At 70.8% G+C, this 23458-nt stretch carries 25 protein-coding genes; 16 read left to right on the plus strand and 9 right to left on the minus strand.

Annotated features, from left to right (window positions below):
- Positions 1 to 11: 11 nt before the first annotated feature.
- Complete coding sequence (locus tag BN1193_RS14890) at positions 12 to 875, plus strand: VOC family protein (RefSeq protein WP_040167646.1); 864 nt, start codon at positions 12 to 14, stop codon at positions 873 to 875.
- Positions 876 to 906: 31 nt separating this feature from the next.
- Here the strand turns inward: BN1193_RS14890 and BN1193_RS14895 are convergent, their stop codons facing one another.
- A complete protein-coding gene (locus BN1193_RS14895; protein ID WP_052460842.1) occupies positions 907 to 1938 on the minus strand; it encodes a LacI family DNA-binding transcriptional regulator in 1032 nt (343 codons plus the stop codon).
- The gene (locus BN1193_RS14900; protein ID WP_052460843.1) at positions 1935 to 3416 is read right to left on the minus strand and encodes a GH1 family beta-glucosidase; all 1482 of its coding nucleotides are present in this window, start codon (positions 3414 to 3416) and stop codon (positions 1935 to 1937) included. Before BN1193_RS14900 ends, BN1193_RS14895 begins: the two co-directional genes overlap by 4 nt.
- Positions 3417 to 3573: 157 nt before the next feature.
- Here BN1193_RS14900 and BN1193_RS14905 point away from each other — a divergent pair, with 157 nt between their 5' ends.
- The 7 genes from BN1193_RS14905 to BN1193_RS14935 all read left to right on the plus strand — a co-directional run bounded on the left by BN1193_RS14905 (position 3574) and on the right by BN1193_RS14935 (position 9435).
- On the plus strand, positions 3574 to 4404 hold the full coding sequence (locus BN1193_RS14905; RefSeq protein ID WP_040167650.1) for an alpha/beta hydrolase: 831 nt from the start codon (positions 3574 to 3576) through the stop codon (positions 4402 to 4404).
- A gap of 77 nt (positions 4405 to 4481) precedes the next feature.
- Complete coding sequence (purS, locus tag BN1193_RS14910) at positions 4482 to 4730, plus strand: phosphoribosylformylglycinamidine synthase subunit PurS (RefSeq protein WP_040167652.1); 249 nt, start codon at positions 4482 to 4484, stop codon at positions 4728 to 4730.
- Positions 4727 to 5434, plus strand: coding sequence for a phosphoribosylformylglycinamidine synthase subunit PurQ (gene purQ, locus BN1193_RS14915; protein ID WP_040167654.1), 708 nt, complete (start codon positions 4727 to 4729; stop codon positions 5432 to 5434). Before purS ends, purQ begins: the two co-directional genes overlap by 4 nt.
- 137 nt (positions 5435 to 5571) lie before the next feature.
- Positions 5572 to 6504, plus strand: coding sequence for a 2-hydroxyacid dehydrogenase (locus BN1193_RS14920; protein WP_040167655.1), 933 nt, complete (start codon positions 5572 to 5574; stop codon positions 6502 to 6504).
- A 104-nt stretch (positions 6505 to 6608) separates the two neighbouring features.
- Positions 6609 to 8018: a ferredoxin reductase family protein gene (locus tag BN1193_RS14925; protein WP_040167656.1), complete on the plus strand. Its 1410-nt coding sequence runs from the start codon at positions 6609 to 6611 to the stop codon at positions 8016 to 8018.
- 11 nt (positions 8019 to 8029) lie between these two features.
- Positions 8030 to 8653, plus strand: a complete 624-nt coding sequence (locus BN1193_RS14930; protein WP_040167657.1) for an FMN-binding protein — start codon at positions 8030 to 8032, stop codon at positions 8651 to 8653.
- On the plus strand, positions 8653 to 9435 hold the full coding sequence (locus BN1193_RS14935) for an FAD:protein FMN transferase (RefSeq protein ID WP_040167659.1): 783 nt from the start codon (positions 8653 to 8655) through the stop codon (positions 9433 to 9435). Before BN1193_RS14930 ends, BN1193_RS14935 begins: the two co-directional genes overlap by 1 nt.
- On the opposite strand, the gene BN1193_RS14940 is transcribed toward BN1193_RS14935, so the two are convergent.
- The 4 genes from BN1193_RS14940 to BN1193_RS14955 form a co-directional block, all read right to left on the minus strand.
- Positions 9421 to 10410, minus strand: coding sequence for a sensor histidine kinase (locus BN1193_RS14940; RefSeq protein WP_040167660.1), 990 nt, complete (start codon positions 10408 to 10410; stop codon positions 9421 to 9423). The two genes, BN1193_RS14935 and BN1193_RS14940, sit on opposite strands and share 15 nt — an antisense overlap.
- Positions 10407 to 11066: a response regulator transcription factor gene (locus BN1193_RS14945; RefSeq protein WP_040168427.1), complete on the minus strand. Its 660-nt coding sequence runs from the start codon at positions 11064 to 11066 to the stop codon at positions 10407 to 10409. Before BN1193_RS14945 ends, BN1193_RS14940 begins: the two co-directional genes overlap by 4 nt.
- A 61-nt stretch (positions 11067 to 11127) precedes the next feature.
- On the minus strand, positions 11128 to 11835 hold the full coding sequence (hemQ, locus tag BN1193_RS14950) for a hydrogen peroxide-dependent heme synthase (RefSeq protein WP_040167662.1): 708 nt from the start codon (positions 11833 to 11835) through the stop codon (positions 11128 to 11130).
- Positions 11836 to 11854: 19 nt separating this feature from the next.
- On the minus strand, positions 11855 to 12931 hold the full coding sequence (locus BN1193_RS14955) for a ferrochelatase (protein WP_040167663.1): 1077 nt from the start codon (positions 12929 to 12931) through the stop codon (positions 11855 to 11857).
- Positions 12932 to 13018: 87 nt separating this feature from the next.
- On the opposite strand from BN1193_RS14955, the gene BN1193_RS14960 reads away from it, so the two are divergent.
- From BN1193_RS14960 to BN1193_RS14975, 4 genes are all read left to right on the plus strand, one after another.
- A complete protein-coding gene (locus BN1193_RS14960; protein ID WP_040167664.1) occupies positions 13019 to 14059 on the plus strand; it encodes a FecCD family ABC transporter permease in 1041 nt (346 codons plus the stop codon).
- Positions 14056 to 14859 (plus strand): ABC transporter ATP-binding protein, encoded by an 804-nt coding sequence (locus tag BN1193_RS14965; RefSeq protein WP_040167666.1) that lies wholly within the window; start codon positions 14056 to 14058, stop codon positions 14857 to 14859. The genes BN1193_RS14960 and BN1193_RS14965 overlap by 4 nt, the downstream gene beginning before the upstream one ends.
- A gap of 10 nt (positions 14860 to 14869) precedes the next feature.
- Positions 14870 to 15880, plus strand: coding sequence for an ABC transporter substrate-binding protein (locus tag BN1193_RS14970; protein ID WP_040167668.1), 1011 nt, complete (start codon positions 14870 to 14872; stop codon positions 15878 to 15880).
- Positions 15881 to 15965: 85 nt separating this feature from the next.
- Entirely contained in the window at positions 15966 to 16709 is a 744-nt protein-coding gene (locus tag BN1193_RS14975; protein ID WP_052460844.1) for a FadR/GntR family transcriptional regulator, read from the plus strand.
- 2 nt (positions 16710 to 16711) lie between these two features.
- On the opposite strand, the gene BN1193_RS14980 is transcribed toward BN1193_RS14975, so the two are convergent.
- Positions 16712 to 17236 carry an adenine phosphoribosyltransferase gene (locus BN1193_RS14980; protein ID WP_040167670.1) on the minus strand — a complete coding sequence of 175 codons (525 nt, stop codon included), beginning with the start codon at positions 17234 to 17236 and terminating at the stop codon, positions 16712 to 16714.
- Between the two features lie 188 nt (positions 17237 to 17424).
- On the opposite strand from BN1193_RS14980, the gene BN1193_RS14985 reads away from it, so the two are divergent.
- The 4 genes from BN1193_RS14985 to BN1193_RS15000 all read left to right on the plus strand — a co-directional run bounded on the left by BN1193_RS14985 (position 17425) and on the right by BN1193_RS15000 (position 21128).
- Entirely contained in the window at positions 17425 to 18048 is a 624-nt protein-coding gene (locus BN1193_RS14985) for a TetR/AcrR family transcriptional regulator (protein WP_052460845.1), read from the plus strand.
- Positions 18049 to 18156: 108 nt separating this feature from the next.
- Positions 18157 to 19812 carry a glycoside hydrolase family 13 protein gene (locus BN1193_RS14990; protein ID WP_040168430.1) on the plus strand — a complete coding sequence of 552 codons (1656 nt, stop codon included), beginning with the start codon at positions 18157 to 18159 and terminating at the stop codon, positions 19810 to 19812.
- 267 nt (positions 19813 to 20079) lie between these two features.
- Complete coding sequence (locus BN1193_RS14995; protein ID WP_040167672.1) at positions 20080 to 20655, plus strand: TetR/AcrR family transcriptional regulator; 576 nt, start codon at positions 20080 to 20082, stop codon at positions 20653 to 20655.
- Between the two features lie 104 nt (positions 20656 to 20759).
- Entirely contained in the window at positions 20760 to 21128 is a 369-nt protein-coding gene (locus tag BN1193_RS15000) for a nuclear transport factor 2 family protein (RefSeq protein ID WP_040167673.1), read from the plus strand.
- A gap of 22 nt (positions 21129 to 21150) precedes the next feature.
- Here the strand turns inward: BN1193_RS15000 and proS are convergent, their stop codons facing one another.
- Together proS and BN1193_RS15010 are read right to left on the minus strand one after the other, a co-directional pair.
- Positions 21151 to 22569, minus strand: a complete 1419-nt coding sequence (gene proS, locus BN1193_RS15005; RefSeq protein ID WP_040167674.1) for a proline--tRNA ligase — start codon at positions 22567 to 22569, stop codon at positions 21151 to 21153.
- A 66-nt stretch (positions 22570 to 22635) separates the two neighbouring features.
- A complete protein-coding gene (locus BN1193_RS15010) occupies positions 22636 to 23400 on the minus strand; it encodes an aspartate dehydrogenase domain-containing protein (protein ID WP_052460846.1) in 765 nt (254 codons plus the stop codon).
- Positions 23401 to 23458: the final 58 nt, after the last annotated feature.

Below are 23458 nucleotides of genomic sequence, written 5' to 3' on the forward strand. Positions count from 1 at the left end.
TTGAGACCGTCATGACCGAACACCTCTCCGCCGACACCGCCATGGGTGCCGTCACCCTCCGCGTGGCCGACCTCGACGGGATGACCTCCTACTACCGGGACGCCGTCACGCTCGAAGTCCTCGATGCGCACGGCGACCGCGTCACTCTCGGCCGTGGTGGGCGTCCGCTGGTCATCCTCCAGCACGCGCCGGAACTGCGCCACGCTCCGCACGGATCGGCCGGACTGTTCCACACCGCGATCCTGTTCGAGTCCCGCGCGGCCCTCGCGGCCGCGCTCTACGGAGTCGCGACGCACGCGCCCGGCACGTTCACCGGCAGCGCCGACCACCTCGTCAGCGAGGCGTTCTACATGACCGACCCCGAGGGCAACGGCGTCGAGCTGTACGTCGACCGCGCACGCAGCGCCTGGTCCTGGACGCACGGCCAGATCGAGATGGACACCCTGTTCCTCGACCCGAACACGTTCCTGCGCACGCACCTCACCGAGGCCGCGGCCGGTGGCGTGCGCGATGGCTCCGACGCCGTGGTCGGCCACGTGCACCTCTCAGTGGGCGACGTGGACACCGCGCGACGCTTCTACGTCGATGAGCTCGGCTTCGACCAAACGCTGGCGATGGGGCAGCAGGCGCTGTTCGTCAGCGCCGGCGGCTATCACCACCACATGGCGATGAACGTCTGGAACTCCCGCGGCGCCGGACCCCGCATGCCCGCGCTCGGGCTCGGTCAGGTCGACCTCGTCCTGCCCACGCCGGACGCGCTCGGAGAGCTCACCGAGCGACTGCACCACCACGACGCCGAGGTGCGCGACGACGGCCGAACGGTCAGTTTCGGCGATCCGTGGAACAACCTCCTGCGCGCGACCGTCGCCGCCTGAGACGTCCCGTCCGCGGAGATCCGCGGCCCGCTCACGCGGAGGCGCGCGGCACGATCTCCACGTCGATCATGGTGATCCGCTCCGGAGCGGAACCACCGAGCAGCTCGACGAGCTTCTGCGCGATCAGCTCGCCCTGGCGGGTCGAGGGCTGACGCACCGTGGTCAGTGCCGGGGACAGCGTCGCGGCCACCGGGGCGTCATCGAATCCGACGACGGCCACGTCGTCCGGGACCGTGAGTCCGGCCTCGGCCAGTGCTCGATAGGCGCCCACGGCCATCAGGTCGCTGGCGACGAAGACGGCGTCCGGCGTTCCGGCGGAAAGGATCGTGCGCATGGCCTCGTAACCGCCGGCTTCAGAGAAGTCGCCCGTGGCGACGGCCCCCTCCGCCAGTCCGGCATCGGCCAGCGCCTGACGGTACCCGACGAGCCGGTCCATGCCGGCGGGCATGTCCGGCGGACCGGCGATCGTGGCGATGTCGCGGCGTCCGCGCTCGACCAGATGCGCGGTCGCGAGCCGGCCGCCCTCAACGTTGTCCACGTCGACGAAGTACGCGCTCTCCCCCGCCCGCTTGTGCGTGGGACGACCGCCGAACACCAGCGGCACGGCGTCCGCGATCGCATCGACGAAGGCGTCCCGCGAGTGGTGGGAGACGACGATGGCGCCGTCCACGTTCCCGCCGCGCAGGTACTGGGCGGTGCGCCCGCCTGCGACATCCGTGGCGAGAACCATGTTCATCACGTAGTCCGCCTCGGTGAGGCGGGAGTGGATTCCGGAGACGACGGACGCGATGAAGGGGTCACCGAAGAACCGCGACGTGTCCTCCGGGATGATCAGCGCGATCGCTCGCGTCTGCCGCGTCGCGAGCGAGCGCGCGGCCTGGTTCGGGACGTAGTCGAGTTGGGCGATCGCGGCGAACACCGCCTCCCGCGCGGACTCGCTGACCGCGCTGGAGCCGTTCACCACCCGCGAGACGGTGGACCGGGACACCCCGGCGACGGCCGCGACCTGCTCGATGGTGGCGGGTCCACTCGCGTCCAGGTCCACGCCGACCCCTCTCCTCATGCCGTGGCGAGGTAAGCCGGCACGACGGTGTTGCGCGGAACCGTGATCTCGCGGTCCGCGATGATCCTGCGGTACTCGAGGGCGCTGTCCTTGAACGAGCGCTCCTGAGTACCGTAATCCACCCGCACGATCCCGAACCGCTTCTCGTACCCCCACGCCCACTCATAGTTGTCCATCAGTGACCAATAGAAGAAGCCGCGGACGTCCGCGCCGTCCTCGATGGCGTCCAGCGTGGCGCCGAGGTGCGAGCGCAGGAACTCCGTGCGCGCCCCGTCGTGCACGCGCGTGAGGCCGTCCTCCACCACGGCTTCGTCGTCGTAGGCGGCGCCGTTCTCGGTGACGTACAGCGCGACGCCCTGCGCGCCGGTGTACTCCTTCTGCACGCGGACGAGGAGTCGGGTGAGGGCCTCCGGCTGCACCTCCCAGTTCTGCCCCGTGCGCGGCAGGCCGCGGTCGTGCCAGAACACGTTCTCGGCGGCCGGGAACGGCGAGCGCACGTCGCGGATCGTCGGTGCGTCCCCGCCGGCCGGAGCGTCCGCCGCGGGCGTCGCGGCAACGTACTCCCCGTGGTAGTAGTTCACGCCGAGGGTGTCGATCGGCGTGGCGATCGTCTCGAGGTCACCGGGACGGACCGCCTCCTCCCACGTCGCGACGGCGGCGGCGTCCACCGCCCGGATGTCCTCGACCACGTCGGTCGGGTAGGCGCCCCGGAACACCGGGTCCAGGAACCAGCGGTCGAACTGTCCGTCGATGCGACGCGCGGCGTCGACGTCGGCGGGGTTCGACGGGTCCACCGGGTCGGCCAGCGTGAGATTGAGCGTGAGACCGAGATCCAGCGAGGCGTCCCGGGCACGCAGCTCGCGGATCGTCTGTCCATGCGCCAGCAGGAGGTGGTGGGAGGACAGCAGACCGTCGGCGATGGACGTGCGCCCGGGCGCGTGGATGCCCGCGGTGTAGGACAGCCAGGAGGAGCACCACGGCTCGTTCAGCGTGGTCCAGACCTTCACGCGGTCACCGAGCGCGTCGTGCACGGTGAGCGCGTACTCGGTGAAGCGGTCCGCGGTCTCCCGCGCGGTCCAGCCACCGCGCTCCTCCTGCGCCTGCGGCATGTCCCAGTGGTACAGCGTCAGCCAGGGCAGGATGTCGGCCTCGAGCAGCTCGTCCACGAGCCGGCTGTAGAAGTCCACACCCGCCGGGTTCACGGCTCCCGCGTCCGGACGCACGCGCGACCACGAGGTGGAGAAGCGGTACGTCTGCAGGCCGAGGTCCTTCATCATCGCGACGTCCGCGGTGTGACGGTGGTAGTGGTCGCACGCGACATCACCGGTCTCGCCGCCGATCACCGCACCGGGAACGCGCGAGAACGTGTCCCAGATCGAGGCGGTGCGGCCGTCCTCGAACGCCGCACCCTCGATCTGGTACGCCGCGGTGGCGGCACCGAAGAGGAAGTTCGGCGGGAACGGGCGGGCATCGGTCATGGCGGTTCCTCTCACAGGCGTCGGGCGGTCGTCCGCCGCCCGACAGCACCGGACCCATGGTCACGCGATGCTTCGTTCGAAGATATGGGAGCGCTCCCATGCATGTCAAACGGCGGTCCTCTGACCGAACGACCGCGACGGCGGCTACGGTCGACGGATGATCGGATTCCGCCCGCTGCCGGTGCCCGCGACGGACCTCTCCTACGCGTACGGACCGGACTCGATCGCCCGGACCGGCGTGCGGCCCGGCTCGATCACCGAGATCGTGCTCGCGGACAGCACGATCTACCCGGGCACGACCCGGCGGATCTGGATCCACGTTCCGGCCGATCACGATGCCACCGTGCCCGCACGGGTGACCTTCTGCAATGACGGGTGGTGGTACCTGGATCCGGCGGCGGCCGTCCGCGGCGGCATCGTGCTGGACAATCTCGCCGCGTCCGGCGACCTGCCGAACATGATCGGCGTCTTCGTCGATCCGGGCGTCCTCGCCGGCCCCGAAGGCCCGGTGAAGCACCGCAACGCCGAGTACGACGCGTTCGATGAGCGCTACGCGGACTTTCTCACGACGGAGGTCCTGCCGCTGGTGGCGGAGCGGTTCGCCGTGTCGGCCGAGCCGTCCGACCGGGCGATCGTCGGCGGCAGCAGCGGGGGCAACGCCGCCGTCACAGCCGCATGGATGCGACCGGAGCGCATCGGACGCGTCATCGCGTTCAACTCCAGCTTCGCGCAGATGCCGGGCGGCAACCCCTACCCCCGGCTGCTGTCCGAGACCCCCCGCAAGCCGCTGCGGATCTTCCTGCACGCCGCGCACCGGGACCTGAACTGGAACGCCGCGGAGGAGAACTGGTTCGCCGAGTCCTTGCACGTCGCGGCCGCCCTGGCCGAGAACGGCTATGACTTCCGGTTCGTCGTGGGCGACGGCGGGCACAGCCCGAACCACGGCGGCGTCCTGTTCCCCGACGCCCTGCGGTGGGTGTGGTCCTGATCCGGAGGTGACGGACGGCGCGGCCCCGCTGGGTAGACTGGGCTCGACCGCCGTTCGCGTCCATCTCGGAGCCATCAATGCCCACCATCGTCGTCGACGTCATGCCGAAGTCCGAACTCCTCGACCCGCAGGGCAAGGCGGTGAGCGGTGCCTTCGACCGCCTCGGCGTCACGGCCTTCAGCAACGTGCGCATCGGCAAGCGCTTCGAGCTCACCGTGGAGGGCGAGGTCACGGACGACGTGCTGGCCACCGCGAAGCAGGTCGCCGCGGACGTGCTCTCCAACGGCGTGATCGAGGACGTCGTCGGCGTCGAGGTCGTGGAGTGACCGCCCGCATCGGGGTCGTCACCTTCCCCGGTTCGCTCGATGACCGTGACGCGCAGCGCGCGGTCCGTCTCGCCGGTGCCGAGCCGGTGGCCCTCTGGCACGCGGACCACGACCTCCAGGGCGTGGACGCGATCGTGCTGCCCGGCGGTTTCAGCTACGGCGACTACCTGCGCGCCGGCGCCATCGCCGCGCTCGCGCCCATCATGTCCGAGGTGAAGGACGCCGCCGCGAAGGGGGTGCCCGTCCTCGGCATCTGCAACGGCTTCCAGATGCTCGTCGAGGCGCACCTGCTGCCGGGCGGACTGATCCGGAACGCGAACCAGCAGTTCATCCGCCGCGACCAGAAGCTGCGCGTCGAGAACGCCGACACCGCGTGGACCAACGCCTTCAGCGCCGGCGAGGAGATCGTCATCCCGCTGAAGAACGGTGACGGCGGCTACATCGCCGATGCCGAGACGCTGGCACGACTCGAGGGCGAGGGACGCGTCGCGTTCCGCTACCTCGGCGTGAACCCGAACGGGTCGCTCAACGACATCGCCGGCCTCGTCAACGAGCGGGGCAACGTCGTCGGCCTGATGCCGCACCCGGAGCACGCCGTCGAGCCGGGCTTCGGTCCGGACACGGCCGCCGCGATGCGCTCCGGCGAGGACGGCGCCCGCTTCTTCGCGTCCGCGATCGCCGCATTGGCTCGCGTCGCCGCCTGATCGCTCCCGATCTCGGCAGTTCCCCGCGCGCGCTTCTGGCGGACGTGGGAGCGATGTCCGGCATGCTCTCGATCGCGGCATGTCCGTCCGCGCGGAGCTGTGGAAAGTGGGAGCGTTGCCCGGGCTAGGGTCGAGGCATGACGAAGCTCAGCGTGTCGCTGCCCACCGAACGCCTGCGGGACGACGTGACGGCACGGCTCGGCGAGCGCGCGGCTGAGGTCGAACTGCTGCTCTGGGACATGTCCGGAGCGGCACCGCGTTCCGAGATCGACCTCGCCGTGCCGCCGTACATGAAGGCGAGCGCCGCGCTTCCCCAGCTCGATGGCGTGCGCACCCGACTCGTCCAGGGCCAGTCCATCGGCTACGACGACGTGCCGGCCCACCTGCCGCCCGGTCACGTGTTCGCGAACGCGTCCTCGGTGCACGAGACCGCGACGAGCGAGATGGCCCTCACGCTGGTGCTGGCCTCGCAACGACGCATTCCGGAGTTCGTCCGCCAGCAGGATGCCGAGGCCTGGCGCCCGCGGTTCTCTCCCTCCCTGGCCGATCGACGCGTGCTCGTACTCGGCTTCGGCGGTGTCGGGAAGGCCGTCGTGTCGCGCCTCGAGCCGTTCGAAGTGGACATCGTGCCCGTCGCCTCGCACGCCCGCGAAGAGGCCGGCCGCCAGGTGCACGGCATCGACGAGCTCGCCGAGCTGCTGCCGACGGCCGACATCGTGATCCTGACCCTGCCGGACACCGCGGAGACCCGTCACCTCATCAACGACGAGGCCCTGTCCGCCCTCCCGGACGGCGCCCTCGTGGTGAACGTCGGCCGCGGTCCGCTGATCGACACGGACGCCCTCATCGACCACCTGCAGCGGGGCCGGATCCGCGCCGCCCTGGACGTCACCGACCCGGAGCCGCTGCCGGAGGGACACCCGCTCTGGCAGGCGCCGAACACGCTGATCGTGCCGCACGTGGGCGGTGCGGCGAGTTCGATGCAGCCGCGCATCGCGCAGCTCGTCGCGACCCAGATCGTCCGCATGCTCGATGGCGAGGACCCGATCAACGTCGTGTTCGAGAGCTGACGTCGCGCACCGCTCGGTGCGAGAAGCCTATGCGTCGAGCATGAACCCCGCTCCGACGACGGATTCTTAGCACCGCCTCAGAGGTCACGGTCGAGCATGGCCTCATGAGCACGTACACCCTCCCCACCGCGGCGGCCACGATGCCGCTCACGCGGACGCGAACCCGGGTGACGGCGACGGGCTGGTGGGCGGGCGCGACCGCGACGATCTGGGGAACGAGCCTGTTCGTCGTCGCGCTCTGGGTCGCCGGCGGGGGCCTGTCCGACCTCGTGGCAGGACCGGGGCCGCTGCTGGACTCGCTCGGCCGCATCACCGGCCTGGTCGCTGCGAACCTGCTGCTCTACCAGGTGCTGCTGATGGCGCGCGTGCCCCTGTTCGAGCGCGGCTTCGGCCATGACGGCATCACCCGGATGCACCGGCTCGTCGGTTTCTGGTCGCTGTGGCTGATGCTCGCCCACGTCATCCTCATCACGGTCGGGTACGCATGGCCGTCGGGCGCGGTGATCACGGAGTTCGTCTCACTCACCCTCACCTACCCGGGCATGCTCATCGCCCTGGCCGGGACCGTGGCGATCATCGCCGTCGCGATCACCTCGATGCGCGCGGCGCGGCGGCGGTTGCGGTACGAGTCCTGGCACCTGCTGCACCTGTACGGGTACATCGGTGTCGGCATCGCGCTGCCGCATCAGCTGTGGACCGGCAGCGACTTCCTCACCTCTCCCACGGCGACGGCGTACTGGTGGGCGCTGTGGGCGCTGACCGCGGTCGCCGTCATCGTGTTCCGGGTCCTGGTGCCGATCCTGCGCAATCGCACCTGGCAACTGCGCGTGGCCGGCGTCGAGCGGAGCGGACCGGACGCCGTCACCCTCACGATCGCCGCCCGCCCCGGTGTGACGGTGCCCGTGACGTCGGGACAGTTCTTCATCTGGCGCGTCCCGGGCGGACCGGGTCGCCTGCGCGGCACCCCGCTGTCCGTGACGCGGGACCCGGACGGATCGATGCGCGTCACGGCCCGCGTGACCGGGTCCGAGACGGCACGGCTGGCGCGGCTGAACCCCGGCGACCGGCTCTGGGCGGAGGGCCCGTTCGGCACGCTGACCGCGCAGCGCCGCCGCCACCCGCGCACCGTGATGTTCGGGGCCGGATCCGGGGTGTCTCCGCTGGTCGCGATCCTGGAGAGCGAGCGGCTGCACCCGGGGGAGGCGGTCCTGGTCACCCGCGATCACGCACCGGGTTCCGGAGTGATGCCCGTGCGCGTGCAGCGACTGGTGGACGATCGGGGCGTCCGGGTCTTCGCACTGGACGGACGGCGCTCCCCCGCGGACGGGTCGTGGCTGCCCGCGCGCTACGCCGCCACCCCACCGGACGCGATGCTCACTCACCTCGCTGGGAGCCTGTCCGACACGGACGTGTTCATCGTGGGTCCACCGGCGTGGTCCGCGGCCCTCAAACGTGACCTGCGCGCCGCCGGCGTCGCCCGCGCGGACATCCACACCGAGAACTTCGCGATCTGATCGGAGCTGACATGAAACGCATCGTCTACGTCGCCCTGTCGACGCTGTCCGCCCTCGTGCTGCTGTTCAGCTACCGGACGTCGCTGGAGGCGGTGGCACCGACCGCGGCCGCCGACACCTCGCCGACGCCGTCGGCCAGTGCCGATTCCGGCGGATCGTCGAGCACCGGCCCCTCGGACTCCGGTTCCTCGAGCACCGGCTCGTCCGACTCGGGATCGTCGAGCACCGGTTCCTCGGACTCCGGTTCCTCCAGCGGTGGATCGTCCGACACGGGGTCCTCCGGGTCCGGGTCGTCCGGCAATGGGTCGACCTCCGATGGTGGCACCTCGACGTCCTCCGGAACCGCGGCGTACCGCGACGGCACCTTCACCGGGGACGCCGCGGACACCCGGTACGGGCCGGTGCAGGTGGCGGTGACCGTCTCCGGCGGCCGCATCACCGGCGTGCAGGTGCCGCAGTACCCGACCACCGAGCGCCGCGACCAGGAGATCAACTCCCAGGCGCTGCCGATGCTGATCTCGGAGACCACGCAAGCGCAGAGCGCGCAGATCCAGATGATCTCCGGGGCGACCTTCACCTCGGAGGGGTATCTGCAGTCCCTGCAGAGTGCGCTGGACCAGGCGGGGGCGAAGTGATGCGCACCGCACGAGTGGCTCCGATCTTCGGTACGGTCGCCAGCTTCCGCTTCCACGGCAGCGTCACGGCGATCGCCCGCGTGCAGCACGCGGCGGACGCGGCCCTGGCGGACCTCACCAAGGTCGATCGTGTCCTGTCCCCGTTCCGCCCGGACTCGGATCTCAGCCGTATCCGCACCGGAGAGCTGGCCCTGTCCGCCGGGGACCCGATGGTCGGCGAGGTGGCGCGACTCTGCGCGGACTTCGAGCAGCGCACCGGCGGACTCTTCGCCGCCAGCTGGAACGGTGGCTTCGATCCGACCGGGCTCGTCAAGGGCTGGGCGGTGGAGCGGGCCGCCGCCCGGCTTGCCTCCCTCGTGGGCCCGGGGACCGGCGTCGAGGCGGTCGGTGTGTCCGTCGGCGGCGACATGCGCCTGTTCACCGCGGCCGATTCGGAGTGGACCTGGCCGATCGGCGTGGTCGATCCGGCCGATCCGTCGCGCGTCGCCGGCCTGGTCGAGGTCCGCAACGGGGCGGTGGCCACGTCCGGAATCGCGGAGCGCGGCGCGCACATCATCGACCCCCGGTCCGGACACCCGGTGACCGCTCCGGTGTCCGCGACGGTGATCGCGCCCTCGCTCACGGATGCTGACGTGTGGGCGACGGCGGCGGTGGTCGCCGGGTTCGACGACCTGAGCTGGATCAGTGTCGCCCCGGAGACGACCGGGATGCTGCTGCACGCGGACGGCCGCGCGCGGCGATGGATCCGCGGTGTCGAGGTCTCGGTCTCAGCCGCCACCTGAGATCCGCGGCAGGTCCAGACGGAACACGGTGCCATCGGGTCCGGTGCGCTCGACCGCCACGGTACCGCCGGCACGGACGGCGAGCTCACGCACGAGCGCCAGTCCGATGCCGAAGCCGCGCCGGCGCCCCGACTCCGCACCGCGCACGAATCGGGCGAACACGTCCTCCGGGGCCACCCCGTCCAGTCCGGAACCGTGATCGATGACGCGCAGCTCGACCGCCGTCGCCGTCTCGGAGCCCGCGACGAGCACCTCCGTCCCGGCGGGCGCATGGTGGATCGCGTTGTCCAGCAGCGCGACGACCATCCGCGTCAGGGCCGTCGTCGGCAGGGGCACCGCCGCACCCGACGCTGTCTCCGCGCGCAGACGGACGTGGGCGGCGGCCGCCACCGGCTCCAGCAGCCGCACCGCTTCGGCGACCGCACCGGCGACGTCGGCCGACGCGGTCGCCGACGGCGCGGCGACCAGCAGCAGGTCGGTCAGCACGTCGTTCATGGTCTCGGCATCGGCACGGAGCGCGGCGAGCGTGCCGGTGACGTCCTCGCCGCGATCATCGCGCCGCTGAGCGGTCTGCACCCGGGCGTACAGTGCGGTCAACGGTGTGCGCAGCTCGTGTCCGGCGTCGGCGACGAATCGGCGTTGCACCCGGAGCGCTTCAGCCAGCGGAGCGACCGCGCGACGCGCGATGAGGACGGCGATGAGCCCCATCACGACGATGCCTACCAGCCCCAGTCCGATCACCCAGGGCACCACCCGATCCACGTCCACGACGACATGGTCGGCGTTCACGCTCTGCGCACCGTGCGGGTCCCCGTCCGGTCCCGCCGCGAACCGACCTGTCGCCGTGATCACCGCGACGAGGATCACGACACCGACCGTGAGCACCACCGTGAACGCTCCCGCGATGGCCGCACCGATGCGCCGGCTCGCGCGCCGCAGCGCCACGACGTCGGACGCGTCCGGGCGCTCGGTCATCCGCCGACCCGATACCCGCGGGCGCGAACGGTGGTGACCACCTCGGGCGCGGTCTTGCGACGCAGGTAGTGGACGTACGTGTCCACCGTGCCGAGCGTGTCCGTGTGATCGAACACGGCGGTGAGGAGCTCCGCTCGCGAGAAGACCCGGTCCGGTTCCCGGGCGAGGACCCCCATCAGGCGGGCCTCGGTGGCGGTGAGCGCGACACGCTCCCCGCCGGGTCCGTACATCGCCTGCGCGCCGGGCACCAGGACCCATGCCCCGACCTCGATCCGATCCGCGACGGCGGCGCCGCGGTGCAGCGCGCGGACGCGGGCGAGCAGTTCGTCGAAGTCGAACGGCTTGACCAGGTAGTCGTTCGCGCCGCCGTCCAGCCCCGCGACGCGATCCGCGACGGAATCCAGCGCGGTCAGCATCAGCGCGGGTGTGCGCACACCGGCGCCGCGCAGCTCACGCAGCAGTTCCAGACCGTCCCCGCCCGGCAGTCGCCGGTCCAGGACGAGGACGTCGAAGGCTTCGGAGTGCGCCGCGGTCCGCGCCGCCGCGACCGTGCTCTCCCAGACCACGTCGTTCGCCTCGGCCAGCACATCGCGGGTCATCTCGGCGATCACGGCATCGTCCTCGACGTACAGCACCCGCGGGCGGCGGTGGATCATGGGGTCACCATACGCGCGTGACGCCGCCTCGGAACCGGGGGCGGCGTCACGCATAAGAAGCTCAGAGGAAGCGGACGAACAGCTCCTCGGGCGCGACGCGCGGGCCGGTGAAGAAGGGGACCTCTTCGCGGACGTGACGACGGGCTTCCGTGGCACGGAGGTCACGCATCAGATCGACGATGCGGATGAGGTCATCGGCCTCGAACGACAGCAGCCACTCGTAGTCGCCGAGCGCGAACGATGAGACGGTGTTGGCCAGCACGTCGCCGTAGTCCTTCGCCGCGGCACCGTGGTCGCGCAGCATCTTCCGGCGCTCGTCCTCGGGCAGCAGGTACCACTCGTACGAGCGGACGAACGGATACAGGCAGATGTAGCCCTTCGGCGCGTCTCCGGCGAGGAACGCCGGCACATGGCCCCGGTTGAACTCGGCGGTGCGGTGCACACCGACGCCGGTCCACACCGGCTCCAGTGCGCCGTCCGCAGCATCGACCACCGCACGGTAGACGGCCTGGAGGTCCTCGACGATCGGGCCGTGCAACCAGATGAGCACCTCGGCATCGGCGCGGAAGCCGGACACGTCGTAGGTGCCGCGCACGGTGACGGATTCCGGCACCGCGGTCAGCGCCTGCACGACGGCGTCGGGGGTGCCACCGCCCAGACGCGTGGCGGTGAATGCTGCGTACAGCGTGTAGTTGACGGCCGCGTTGATGCTCTCCGCGACCGCACGGTGGTCGACGACGGGCTTGAGGGGGACGACGTTCTCGGTCATACGGTGATCCTTCCGGGGGTCAGTCTTCGAAGCCGGCGAGCACCGGCACACCGGTGACGACATCGTGGCGGGCGCGGCAGCTGTTCGGCGGGGCGACGTCGGCGAATGCGGGGAGCGACCCGACGACGGGTGCCACGACGTCCTCGCCGCGCTCCCGAGCGGCGCGCTCGAGCACCATGTCGACCAGGCCGGCGATGAAGGGCGCCCGGTCCGACGCGGACCCGGCACGCGCGAAGCCGAGCCCCAGCTCGGCGGCGGTCTCGGCCGCTTCGGTGTCGAGGTCGAACGCGACCTCCATGTGGTCGCTGATGAATCCGATCGGCGCGACGATCACGTTGCGCACCCCGGCATCGCGGAGCGCCGCGAGGTGGTCGTTCACGTCCGGCTCCAGCCAGGGCGTGCGCGGGTCACCGGAACGGGAGCAGTACGCCAGGGAGGAGCGGCCGGAGGTGCCGAGGCGGTCGTCGATGACGGCACGGACGTCCTCATGCTGCTCGGCGTAGCCGGGGCCGGTGACGGCCGAGGCGTCCTGCATCGTGTTCGGGATGGAGTGCGTGACGTAGACCACGTGGGCATCCGGCAGCGCGGTCAGGGCCTCCCCGATCGCGTCCTGATTCGCCTGCACGAAGCCGGGCGAGTTGAAGAACGGACGCAGGATGTCGATCTGCACGTCCTCCCCCAGCTCGGCGACGGCGGCGGCGAGGTGCTCGCGATACTGCCGCGAACCGGAGTAGGACGCGTAGGCGCTCGTGACGAGGACCAGGATGCGGCGCGCGCCGAACGCCACCGCGTCGCGCAGCACGTCGACGGTGTAGGGGTGCCAGTTGCGGTTGCTCCACAGCACGGGCAGGCGGACGCCGCGGGCGGCGAACTCCGCTTCGATCGCCGATCGCAGCGCGAGGTTCTGCTCGTTGATCGGGCTGCGACCGCCGAAGTGCAGGTAGTGCTCGGCGACCTCGGCCAGGCGCTCGTCCGGGATTCCGCGGCCGTCGACGACGTTGCGCAGGAACGGCATCACGTCCGCGGGACGGTTCGGACCGCCGAACGAACAGATCAGAAGGGCGTCGTACGGCAGGGCGTGTTCGGGGGTGGGCACGCGCTTCAACCTATCATCAGACGAAGGCCTTCATCTGATGATACGGTCGAGGACGGCCCTCTTCGTCCGATGAAAGCATCCTCCCCCATGACCACTGCCGCCGCGATTCGCACGCGCGGCATCGCGCTCCCTCAGCGGATCCGACTCGCGTGCGTCACCGCGACCCTGGCGCTCGTGTTCGCGGTGCTCGCGTCCCTCGCTCTCGGCACCGTGCAACTGGCCCCGGATCAGGTCCTGCTCGCACTCGTCAACCCGGCCGCCGCGGACCCCCAGACGGCCACGGTCGTGTGGACGCTGCGCATGCCGCGCACACTCGTCGCGGCGCTCGTGGGTGCGGCGCTGGCCACCGCCGGTGCGGTGATGCAGGCCCTGCTGCGCAACCCGCTCGCGGACCCCGGCGTGACCGGAGTGTCCTCGGGAGCCGCCGTGGGCGCCGTCGGCGGAATCGTCCTCGGCGTCGGTGCGGGCGCCGCGTGGGGTGTGACCCTGATGGCGTTCCTCGGCGCCGTCGTCGTCACCCTGATCCTGCAGGCGGTGCTCGTCCTGCGCCGCGACCTCGGCACCACCGGGATCATCCTCACCGGCGTCGCACTGTCCGCGCTCGGTGGCGCACTGATCTCCCTGCTCATCGCCAATGCGGGCGATGACGCCCTCGCCCGCAACGCCACGTTCTGGTTGGCCGGCGATCTGGATCTGCGCACGTGGACGCACGTCGCGGTCGCGGCCGTGCCGATCATCGCCGGACTCGTCGTGCTGTTCTTGCGCCGCAGTGCGCTGGACGCCCTCTCGCTCGGTGAGGAGATCGCCGCGACCAGTGGTGTGGACGTCCGTCGCGAGCGGCTGTTCCTGCTTCTGATCACGTCCCTGATCACCGGCGCCGCGGTGTCCGTGTCCGGAGTGATCGCCTTCGTCGGTCTGATCGTGCCGCACGCCGTGCGCCTGGTCGTCGGCGCTCCGCACACGCGGCTGCTGCCTCTGTCCGCGCTCACCGGCGCCGTGTTCCTCATGCTCGCCGACACGGTCGCCCGCACCGCGTTCACTCCCGCGATCGTGCAGACCGGCGTGGTCTGCGCCATGGTCGGCGCCCCGGTGTTCCTGTTCCTGCTGCTGAAGCGGCGCGCGTCGTGACCACCCTGGAACTGGACGCGCTGCAGGCCGTCCGCGGCGGCGAACCGCTCAGCGAGCCGGTCACGTTCACCGCCGTCGCCGGGTCGGTCGTCGCCCTGACCGGCCCCAACGGCGCCGGCAAGTCCTCGCTGCTGTCCGCGATCGCGCGCACCGGCGTCGGCTTCCGCGGCACGGTACGCGTGGACGGCGCGGACCTCGGCCGCACCCGCCCGCGCGCCCGCGCACGCTCCCTCGCCCTGCTCGCGCAGGACTCACACGGCGTCGCCGAACTGCGCGTGCGCGAGCTCGTCGCGATCGGTGCGCGTGCCGGTGCAGAGGACGCTTCCGGCGCCGAGCTTTCCGAGCGCATCGACGACGCGATCGAGGTCGTCGGCATCCGCGACCTCGCTTCGCGACGTCTGGGCACGCTGTCCGGCGGTCAACGCCAGCTCGCCCAGCTCGCCCGCGTCGTCGCCCAGCGCACCCCTGTCGTTCTCCTCGACGAACCGGCGGCGGCGCTCGATCTCGGTCACCAGCTGCTCGTCGAACGCATCGTGGCGGAACTGTCCGCGCGCGGACGCATCGTCGTCGCCGCGGTGCACGATCTCGGTTTCGCGCTGACCCTCGCCACCGCCGTGCTGCTGCTCGGCCGCGACGGCCGCGCGCACCACGGAGCACCCGCCGAGGTCCTCACGCCCGCACGCATCCACGACGTGTACGGCGTCCGCGCCTCGCTGCAGACCACGCCCTCCGGGCGCACCATCCTCGTGCCGGACGAACCCGTCCGCACTCCGGCGTCCGCCCCGACGCCACCGCTGTGAAAGGAACCCGATGACCCGTCTCGCCCGTCGCGCGACGATCCCCACACTCTTCGTCGCCACCGCGCTCGCGCTGAGCGGCTGCGCCACCAGTGCCTCGACCGCCGCTCCCACGGCGACCAGCGCTTCCCCCACCGCCACCGAAGCGGCCGCCGCGTTCCCCCGCACGGTCAGCGTGCCCGCCGGAGCGACCACCGCGGCGACGGAGGTCACCATCCAGGCTGAGCCGCAGCGGATCGCCGCCCTCAGCTACGAGAGCGCGGCGCTGGCTGCCGAACTCGGCCTCACCGACCGCCTCGTGATGGTCCCCGCCGAGGCCTCCAACCCCGCCCTGACCGACCACGCCGACGCCTTCGCCGACGTGGACGCCACGATCGCGACGACCTCGAAGATCGACCCCGAGGCCGTGTTCGCGCAGCACCCGGACCTCGTCATCCTCACCGCCCGCCACGGCCAGGAGGATTCCGCCGGCGCTGCGCTGCAGGCACTCGGTGTGCCCGTCCTGGTGCTGCCCAACGCGTGGTCCACGCCTGATCAGGTCGCCGCTGACATCGCCCTCGTCGGCGAGGCGACCGGGGCCGACGATCAGGCCGCGACGCTCGCGGACGAGCTCACCACGGCGCTGGCCGGCGACGATGAGCCGGCCGCGGACGCCCCGCGCGTCCTGGTGCTGAACAACCAGGCCGGACGCCCGTTCGTCACCGCCGGCACCGCCTTCCCGCTGGAGATGCTGCGCCTGGCCGGGGCGCAGGACGTCAGCGCCGAACTCGGACTGAAGACCACCGGCCCGATCACGGCCGAGCAGATCATCGATGCGAACCCGGACGCGATCCTGATGATCGACATGAACGGCTCGGGCGAGGCGTCCTTCGCCTCCCTGCTGAAGAACCCGGCCGTCGCCGGGCTCCCCGCCGTCACCGACGGGCGCACGCACCTCGTCCTCGGCAAGAACGTCCAGGCGCTCGGGCTCAGCTCGACCCCGGCCGGTCTGGCCGATCTGAAAACCTGGGTCGGCTCGCTCTGACGCATGATTCCGGGGATCGCGGACGGATCCCCGGAATCGATAACCTTCGGTCCGTAGGAAAGATTCGCCAGTGTCGGGAGGACAGATGAACCAGTCGTCAGGAAGCGCCCTCGCGCGGCTCACGCTGTCCCGTCTGCGGGCTCGGATCAGCTCCGGCGAGTGGCCGATCGGCTGCCGGATTCCCACCGAACCGGAGCTGTCCGCGGAACTCGGCGTCGGTCGCTCGACGGTGCGTGAGGCGATTCGTTCGCTCGCCACGCTCGGAATGGTCGAGACGCTGACCGCGCGCGGCACCTTCGTCCGCTCGTCCACCGCGGCGCCGTCGCTCCTGCTGGACGCCCTCTCCAGCTACTCGCCCACCGAGCTGGTCGGCGTCCGCCGGGCTCTGGATGTGGAAGCGGCGCAGAGCGCGGCTGCGAACTGGACGCGCGAGCACCTCGAGGCACTCGAATCCGCCGCGGCCGCGGAAATGGAGACCGTGCGTGACGCCGCGGACCCGAGCCGCGCCGGCGTGCGGTGCAGCCTGTTCCACGGGGTGATCGCGCAGGCCTCGGGCAACCGCCTGCTGTTCGACCTGGTCCAGAACCTCTCGATGGCGTTGGACGCCTCCGGTCTGAACGACCGCATCGCCGAGAACATGGACGCCGTCGCCCTGCTCAGTGAGCACGATCGACTGCTCACCGCGATCCGCGCCCGCGACGTCGGCGCTGCGGCGCATCTGATGGCGCTGCACCTGGACTCGCAGATGCGCACGCTGACGCAGGATCCGGTGATGACGGAATTGGCGGCGCTGCGGCCGGATTCGAATCCCCGGCCGATGCCCGCCTGAGCTCAGGAGTGGAAGACCGCGTGCAGGCGCGGGTCGCCGACGGCTTCGCGGCCGCCGAGCTCGTCGATCTCGAAGAGGACGGCCGTGCCGATCACGCGGCCACCGAGCTGCGCGACCAGATCGTGCGCGGCACCGAGCGTCCCACCGGTGGCCAGGACGTCATCGACCAGCAGCACCCGAGCACCGCGGGGGATGTCGTCGTGCGCCTCGATCGTGGCGGTGCCGTACTCCAGGGCATAGGACACCGACGCGGCCGGCCGCGGCAGCTTGCCCGCCTTGCGGATCGGGATGAGTCCGACGCCCGCCGCGATGGCGGCGGCGCCGGCGAGGAGGAAGCCGCGCGCCTCGATTCCCGCGACGAGGTCGAACTCACCGCGGAACGGCTCGAACAGTGCATCGATCGTGGCGGCGAGAGCGTCCCGGTCCGCCAGCAGCGGCGTGATGTCACGGAAGAGGACACCGGGCTCCGGATAGTCGGGGATGCTGCGGATGAGCGAGTGGGCGCGTTCAAGAGAACCGGAAGTCACCGCTCCAGATTACCCGCCCGGCATCGAGTTCGATTCGCCTCGAATATCGCCGACGCACGATGAAGAAGCTCCAATGGTCGACGGTGTCCATATACGCGTGGTTAGCATGGTCACGGTGCACACCGTCTGCTCCCCAGGCCTTCCTTCTCCCCAGAGGCCGGACGATGGGCACTTGAAGGAGACCAATCATGCCCGGTCACACTCTGGGACTGAGAGAACGGAAGCGACTGGCAACGGAGCGCGCTCTGCAGGAAGTGGCCGTCCGCATCGCCGTCGATGAGGGCATTGACGCCGTGACGGTGGATCGCGTGTGCGACGAGGTCATGGTTTCGCGCAGCACGTTCTTCAATTACTTCGCTTCACGCGAGCAGGCGATCTTCGGCAAGCCGCTCGATTTCGCCGAGAACGACCGCGCCCACGTGCTGCTCGAGCGGTACGGGCACGATCTGCCCTTGGCGGTGTTCGTTCTGATCAGCGATGCCGTCCGTGGCGGTGACCAGCCCGAGGAACTCACGGTGCAGCGATTGCAGATCTTCGTGCAGCAGCCCGAGGTGACCAGCCGCGTCTCGTGGGGCAGTGGCGCCAGCCGAGCCGCGCTCGGGATGCTGCTCGAGGAGTGGCTGGACAAGCACCCGGAGCGCGCGGCCCTGCCTGTTGAGCAGCGCCAGCGGGAGGTGCGGATGGCGATCGGCATCGGCATCATCGTCGGCGAAGAGGTCATGCACCGGTGGCAGGGCGGCGACGGCGAGTTGCCCACCAATATCGAGAACTTCAACAAGGCGCGCGCCGACCTCCGGCTCGTCCTGGGCTGAGGACGACCACGGTCGATCGGTCCGGCGGCGCCGATCGTGATCGAATCGATTCGAGAAATGAGCCGGATCTGAACCGGGAGACCCGCGCGCTGGGCTAGCGTGGTCGGCATGAGCTTCGCGTTCCCGACCGCCGCACCCGGTTCCGAGTGGTGGCGTTCCGCCGTCATCTACCAGATCTACCCCCGGTCCTTCGCGGACGCGTCCGGCGACGGCGTGGGCGACCTCCGCGGTATCGAGTCGCGCCTGGACTCCCTGGCCGAGCTCGGCATCGACGCGATCTGGCTGAGCCCGTTCATGGTCAGCCCGCAGAAGGACGCCGGATACGACGTGGCCGACTACCGCGACGTCGACCCGCTGTTCGGTACCCTCGCCGACTTCGACGAGCTGCTCGCGAGCGCGCACGAACGTGAGATCCGACTCATCGTCGACCTGGTCCCGAACCACTCCTCCGATCAGCACGTCTGGTTCCAGGCGGCTCTGGCCGCGGCGCCGGGCAGCCCCGAGCGGGCGCGCTACATCTTCCGCGACGGCAAGGGTGCGGACGGCGAACTGCCCCCGAACAACTGGGAGTCCGTCTTCGGGGGCCCGGCGTGGACGCGCATCACGAACGCGGACGGGACGCCCGGCCAGTGGTACCTGCACCTGTTCGACTCCAGCCAGCCGGATTTCGACTGGACCAACGAGGAGGTCCGCGCGGAGTTCCGGAGCGTGCTGCGCTTCTGGCTGGACCGCGGTGCCGACGGCTTCCGCGTCGATGTCGCGCACGGCATGATCAAGGCCGCGGGCCTGCCGGACTACACGCCGCCGACCGACGCCGCGTCGATGGGTGGCGCGGAGCCGGTGCCGTACTGGGGTCAGGACGGCGTGCACGAGATCTACCGCGACTGGCACACCGTGCTGGCCGAGTACGCGGGCGACCGAGTGCTGTGCGCCGAGGCGTGGCTGCCGACGAACGAGGAGACCGCGCTCTGGGTCCGCCCCGACGAGATGCACCAGGCGTTCAACTTCAACTACATGTACGCGGCCTGGTCCGCCGCCGGGCAGCGCGAGTCCATTGAGACCTCGATCGCCGCGTTCAACGGCGTGGGGGCCCCGTCGACCTGGGTGCTGTCCAACCACGACGTCGTGCGCCACGCCACGCGCCTGGCTCTCACGATCGACAACCCGCAGGGCGAGGGCATCGGACCGAAGACGCCCGGCCCGCGTCCGGACGCCGCGCTCGGTCTGCGGCGCGCCCGCGCCGCGACCTCGCTGATGCTGGCACTTCCGGGTTCGTCCTACCTGTACCAGGGTGAGGAACTCGGCCTGCCCGAGGTCATCGACCTGCCGGACGAGGCGCGCCAGGACCCGTCCTTCTTCCGCACCAACGGCGAGCGCTACGGTCGCGACGGCTGCCGTGTGCCGATCCCGTGGGAGGCGGACGCCCCCGCCTTCGGTTTCAACGACACCGGCGCGAGCTGGTTGCCGCAGCCGGCCGAGTTCGCCGACTTCTCCCGGGCCACCGAGACCGGTGCCGCCGATTCGACACTGGAGCTGTACAAGCGCCTGCTCGCCGAGCGCGCCGCCCGCTCCCTCGGCACCGAGACCCTGGAGTGGCTGGACCGCGGCACCGACGTCCTGGCGTTCCACACGGGCGACGTCGAGGTCGTCACGAACTTCGGCCCCGCCCCCGTGTCCGTCGACGCGTCCCGCGTGATCCTGTCCTCGGAACCCCTCACCGACGGCGCCCTGCCAACCGACACGACGGTGTGGCTCACCGCCTGAGGTGACGTCCCCCGGGGGCGGACGCGGCCCCCGGCTGAGTCCGCCCCCGGGCTGATTCCCCGCGGCCATTCGGTCGTGCAGGATCACCCGGGTCACGCAGGACGCGGACGAGTTCGGCAGGACGGTGACCCCCGGATTTCCGCAGATCGACCCCTCTGCTGTCCTGCGCAACCGCACGCATCCTGCAGTACCCCGGGGGTGCACCGAGAGGGTCGGCGTGTGGCGTGGATTCTTGACCTTGAGGTCCAGAATGGCTACGGTGGGCGCATGGGACGACCGCGGAGCTTTGATGAGGACACTGTGCTCGAGCGCGCGATGGATGCGTTCTGGACGAACGGGTATGCGGCGACCTCACCCGCAGACCTCGCCGAGGCCACCGGCATCGCGAAAGGGAGCCTCTACAACGCGTTCGAGGGCAAGCAGCAGCTGTTCGACCGCTGCCTCGACGTGTACCAGCAGCACATCGAGGCGACGGCAATGGAACTCCTCGCGGCCCCCGGGTCAACCCGGGACGTGCTGCGCGCCGCCCTGCTGTTCATCGTGGAGACCGACCTGGCCGCGCCCGTCCGGCGCGGGTGCCTGATCGGGAACACAGCCGTCGAGCTCGCCGGTCACGACGCCGCGCTCGCCGACCGCCTGCGCCGGCTGCAGTCGATCCAGAATGGGTGGTTCCGCGAGCGCATCGAGCGCGGCCAGGTCGAGGGCGACGTGCGTCGTGACGCCGATGCCGGCGCGCTCGCCGATTTCCTCAGCACCGCCCTCGCGGGGCTCCGCGTCATGGCGATGACACAGGACGAACGCACCCTGCGTCGCATCGTCGACACCACACTCGCCGTGATCTGACATGACCCGATGTCGCAGCCGTCTCGCACGCCGCAATGCTTGACCTCTGATTCCAAAACCGTGCCCGGCGACATCCGCCGCGACTCACCACGAAGGGAACCCTCATGACCGCAGACTCGGCTTTCGCCGCCGACTACCTGTCCACCTGGACCGAGCCGGACGAGGCCCGCCGCCACGCCGCCACCGGCCGACTGTGGGCGACCGACGGATCGATGTCCGTCTCATCGCTGGGCACGACGCTCACCGGTGTCGCCGCCATCACCGCGCACATCGACCGCGTCCACGCCGACCTCATCGCCGGCAAGGGACTGCGCTTCAGCTACGACCAGGAGCTCACCTCCGGCGACGCTCTCCTCCTGCGCTGGTCCATGACCGCACCCGACGGATCTGTCGTGGGCCGCGGTGCGGATGTCGTCCGCCGGAACCCCGCGGACCGCATCACCGAGGTGAACATGTTCATGGGCGTGGAATGAGGCCGGGGCTCCCGGCCGGGTCTCAGTAGGAGCGGGCGACGACGGCGACGAGGTCTGCGTCCGACGTGTCCGCGTACGGCAGGCCGCCGTCGCGGGTCTGCAGGCAGCGGACCGTGATGGCGTCGCGACCGAGGCGCTTCTCGCCGTCCTCACCGAGCACGTCCCAATCGATGACCGCGAAACCGGTCAGCGCCGCCTCCCGCGCCTCATCGATCGTCGCCACGCGCCGGGTGCGATCGGCCAGACGTCGCTGGGCGTGGGCGAACATGTCCGCCTGCATGCGCTCGAGCAGGGCGGGCAGCGTGGACGCGACCTCGACCAGCGGCAGTGTCCGCTTGTCGTCCTCATCACGACGCACGACCTTGACCTGGTCCGCGTCCAGATCCCGCGGGCCGACCTCGATTCGCACCGGGACGCCCTTCAGCTCCCACTCCGTCGCCCGGCGACCGAATCCGATCTGCGTCCGAGCGTCGAGCTTGGCGCGGACGCCCGTGGCGACGAGGTCCGCCACGATCCGCTCGGCGGCGGCGATCGTGCGCTCGTCGTCCTTGACCGCGAGCACCACGACCTGATGCGGCGCGATCCGGGGCGGCACGCGGAGTCCGCGTTCATCGCCGTGGGACATGATGAGGCCGCCCATCATCCGCGTGGACGAGCCCCAGGACGTGGTCCAGGTCGTCTGCACCTTTCCGTCCGCATCCGTGTAGGTGATGTCGAACGCCTTCGCGAAGTTCTGCCCGAGCTCGTGACTCGTGGCCATCTGCAGCGCCTTGCCGTCGCCCATCATGGCCTCGCACGTCATCGTGTTGACGGCTCCGGCGAAGCGTTCCGCTGCGGTCTTCACACCGGGCAGCACCGGGATCGCGAGCACGTTCTCGAGGAAGTCCCGGTAGACCTCCAGGTGGATCCGGCGGGCGTACGCGGCGGCGTCCTCCCGCGTCGCGTGCGCCGTGTGCCCCTCCTGCCAGAGGAACTCGCTCGTGCGCAGGAAAACCCGCGGACGCAACTCCCACCGCACGACGTTGGACCACTGGTTCAGCAGCATCGGCAGATCCCGGTGCGACTGGATCCACTTCGCCATCAGCTCCCCGAAGAGCGTCTCGCTGGTCGGACGGACCACGACGGGTTCGGTGAGCTCCTTGCCGCCGGCATGGGTGACGACGGCGAGTTCCGGACTGAAACCCTCGACGTGCTCGGCCTCGCGCTCAAGGTAGGACTGCGGGATGAACAGCGGCAGGTACACGTTCTCCGCACCGGTCGCCTTGATGCGCGCGTCGACCTCGGCCTGCGTCCGCTCCCACATCGCGTACGCGTACGGTCGGATCACCATCGTGCCGCGCACCGGGCCGTTATCGGCCAGCTGCGCCTTCTCGAGGATGTCCTGGTACCACTGGGGGAAATCGTCCTCGATCGAGGCGAGGACCTGAGCTCGTGCGGCCATGCCGCCCAGACTAATCGTCGGGGCTTTCCTCCATCGCCCCGCCGGCCGTCGAGGTACCGGCACGCCTCAGCTGAAGGCGACTCCCGCCGGGGCCTCGAAGCCGCGGAGGCGAGCGATGTCATCGAGCGAACGGACCACGGCGCGAGCCACCACGGCGGACGAGCGCGGGCGCTCCGGAGTGGGTTCGTTCTCCACGACGACCGACACCGAGCCGAGCTCCCCGGATGCGTGCAGTGTGTGTCGCGTCAGCTTTGCGGACGGATCGGCGACGACGCGGGCGGTTGCGATGTCCCACGCGTCGGCGGCCAGCGCCAGCGCGGCGGCGACGTTCGCCGAGGCCGGGAACTGCCGCGTCACCTCGCTCGCCGGGCCCTCGGCCAGCACGATCTCCTCGTCGCCGGCGCGCAGGCGTGCGACGAGGGCGTCGTCCATCCACGGCTGGATGAGCGTCGTCGGCAGCTTCCGGGTCTCGATGCCGACCGCGCTCAGCGGACCCTCGATCCGCAGCGCCCGGACCTGGTCCAAGCCGCCGACCGCACCGGTGCAGACGGTGAGTCGCCCCGGCCCCGCCGTCACCGCTTCTCGCACGCCGGCATCCGCGAGCGCGCCGACGGACAGCAGCAGCACGTCCGTTCCGCGGGCGACCACGGCGAGGAGACGGTCCCGGACGGCGTCCTGCGACGCGGCTTCGACCAGGAGGTCGAGCCCGTCCGGGATCTCGTCCGCGCGTGCGTACGCGCCATCGACGTCATACGGGCGGTCGGCGATGAGTCGCCGCACGGTCCCGGTGATGTTGCCGTCGCCGAGGAACCCGATCCGCATCCGTGCCATGCCTTGACGCTACCGCCCACCTCGCGAGACACCCAGGCGCGTCCGATACGCCCCGCAC

The sequence above is a fragment of the Microbacterium gorillae genome (assembly GCF_000826185.2).
In the GTDB taxonomy this organism is placed as follows: Bacteria; Actinomycetota; Actinomycetes; order Actinomycetales; family Microbacteriaceae; genus Microbacterium; species Microbacterium gorillae.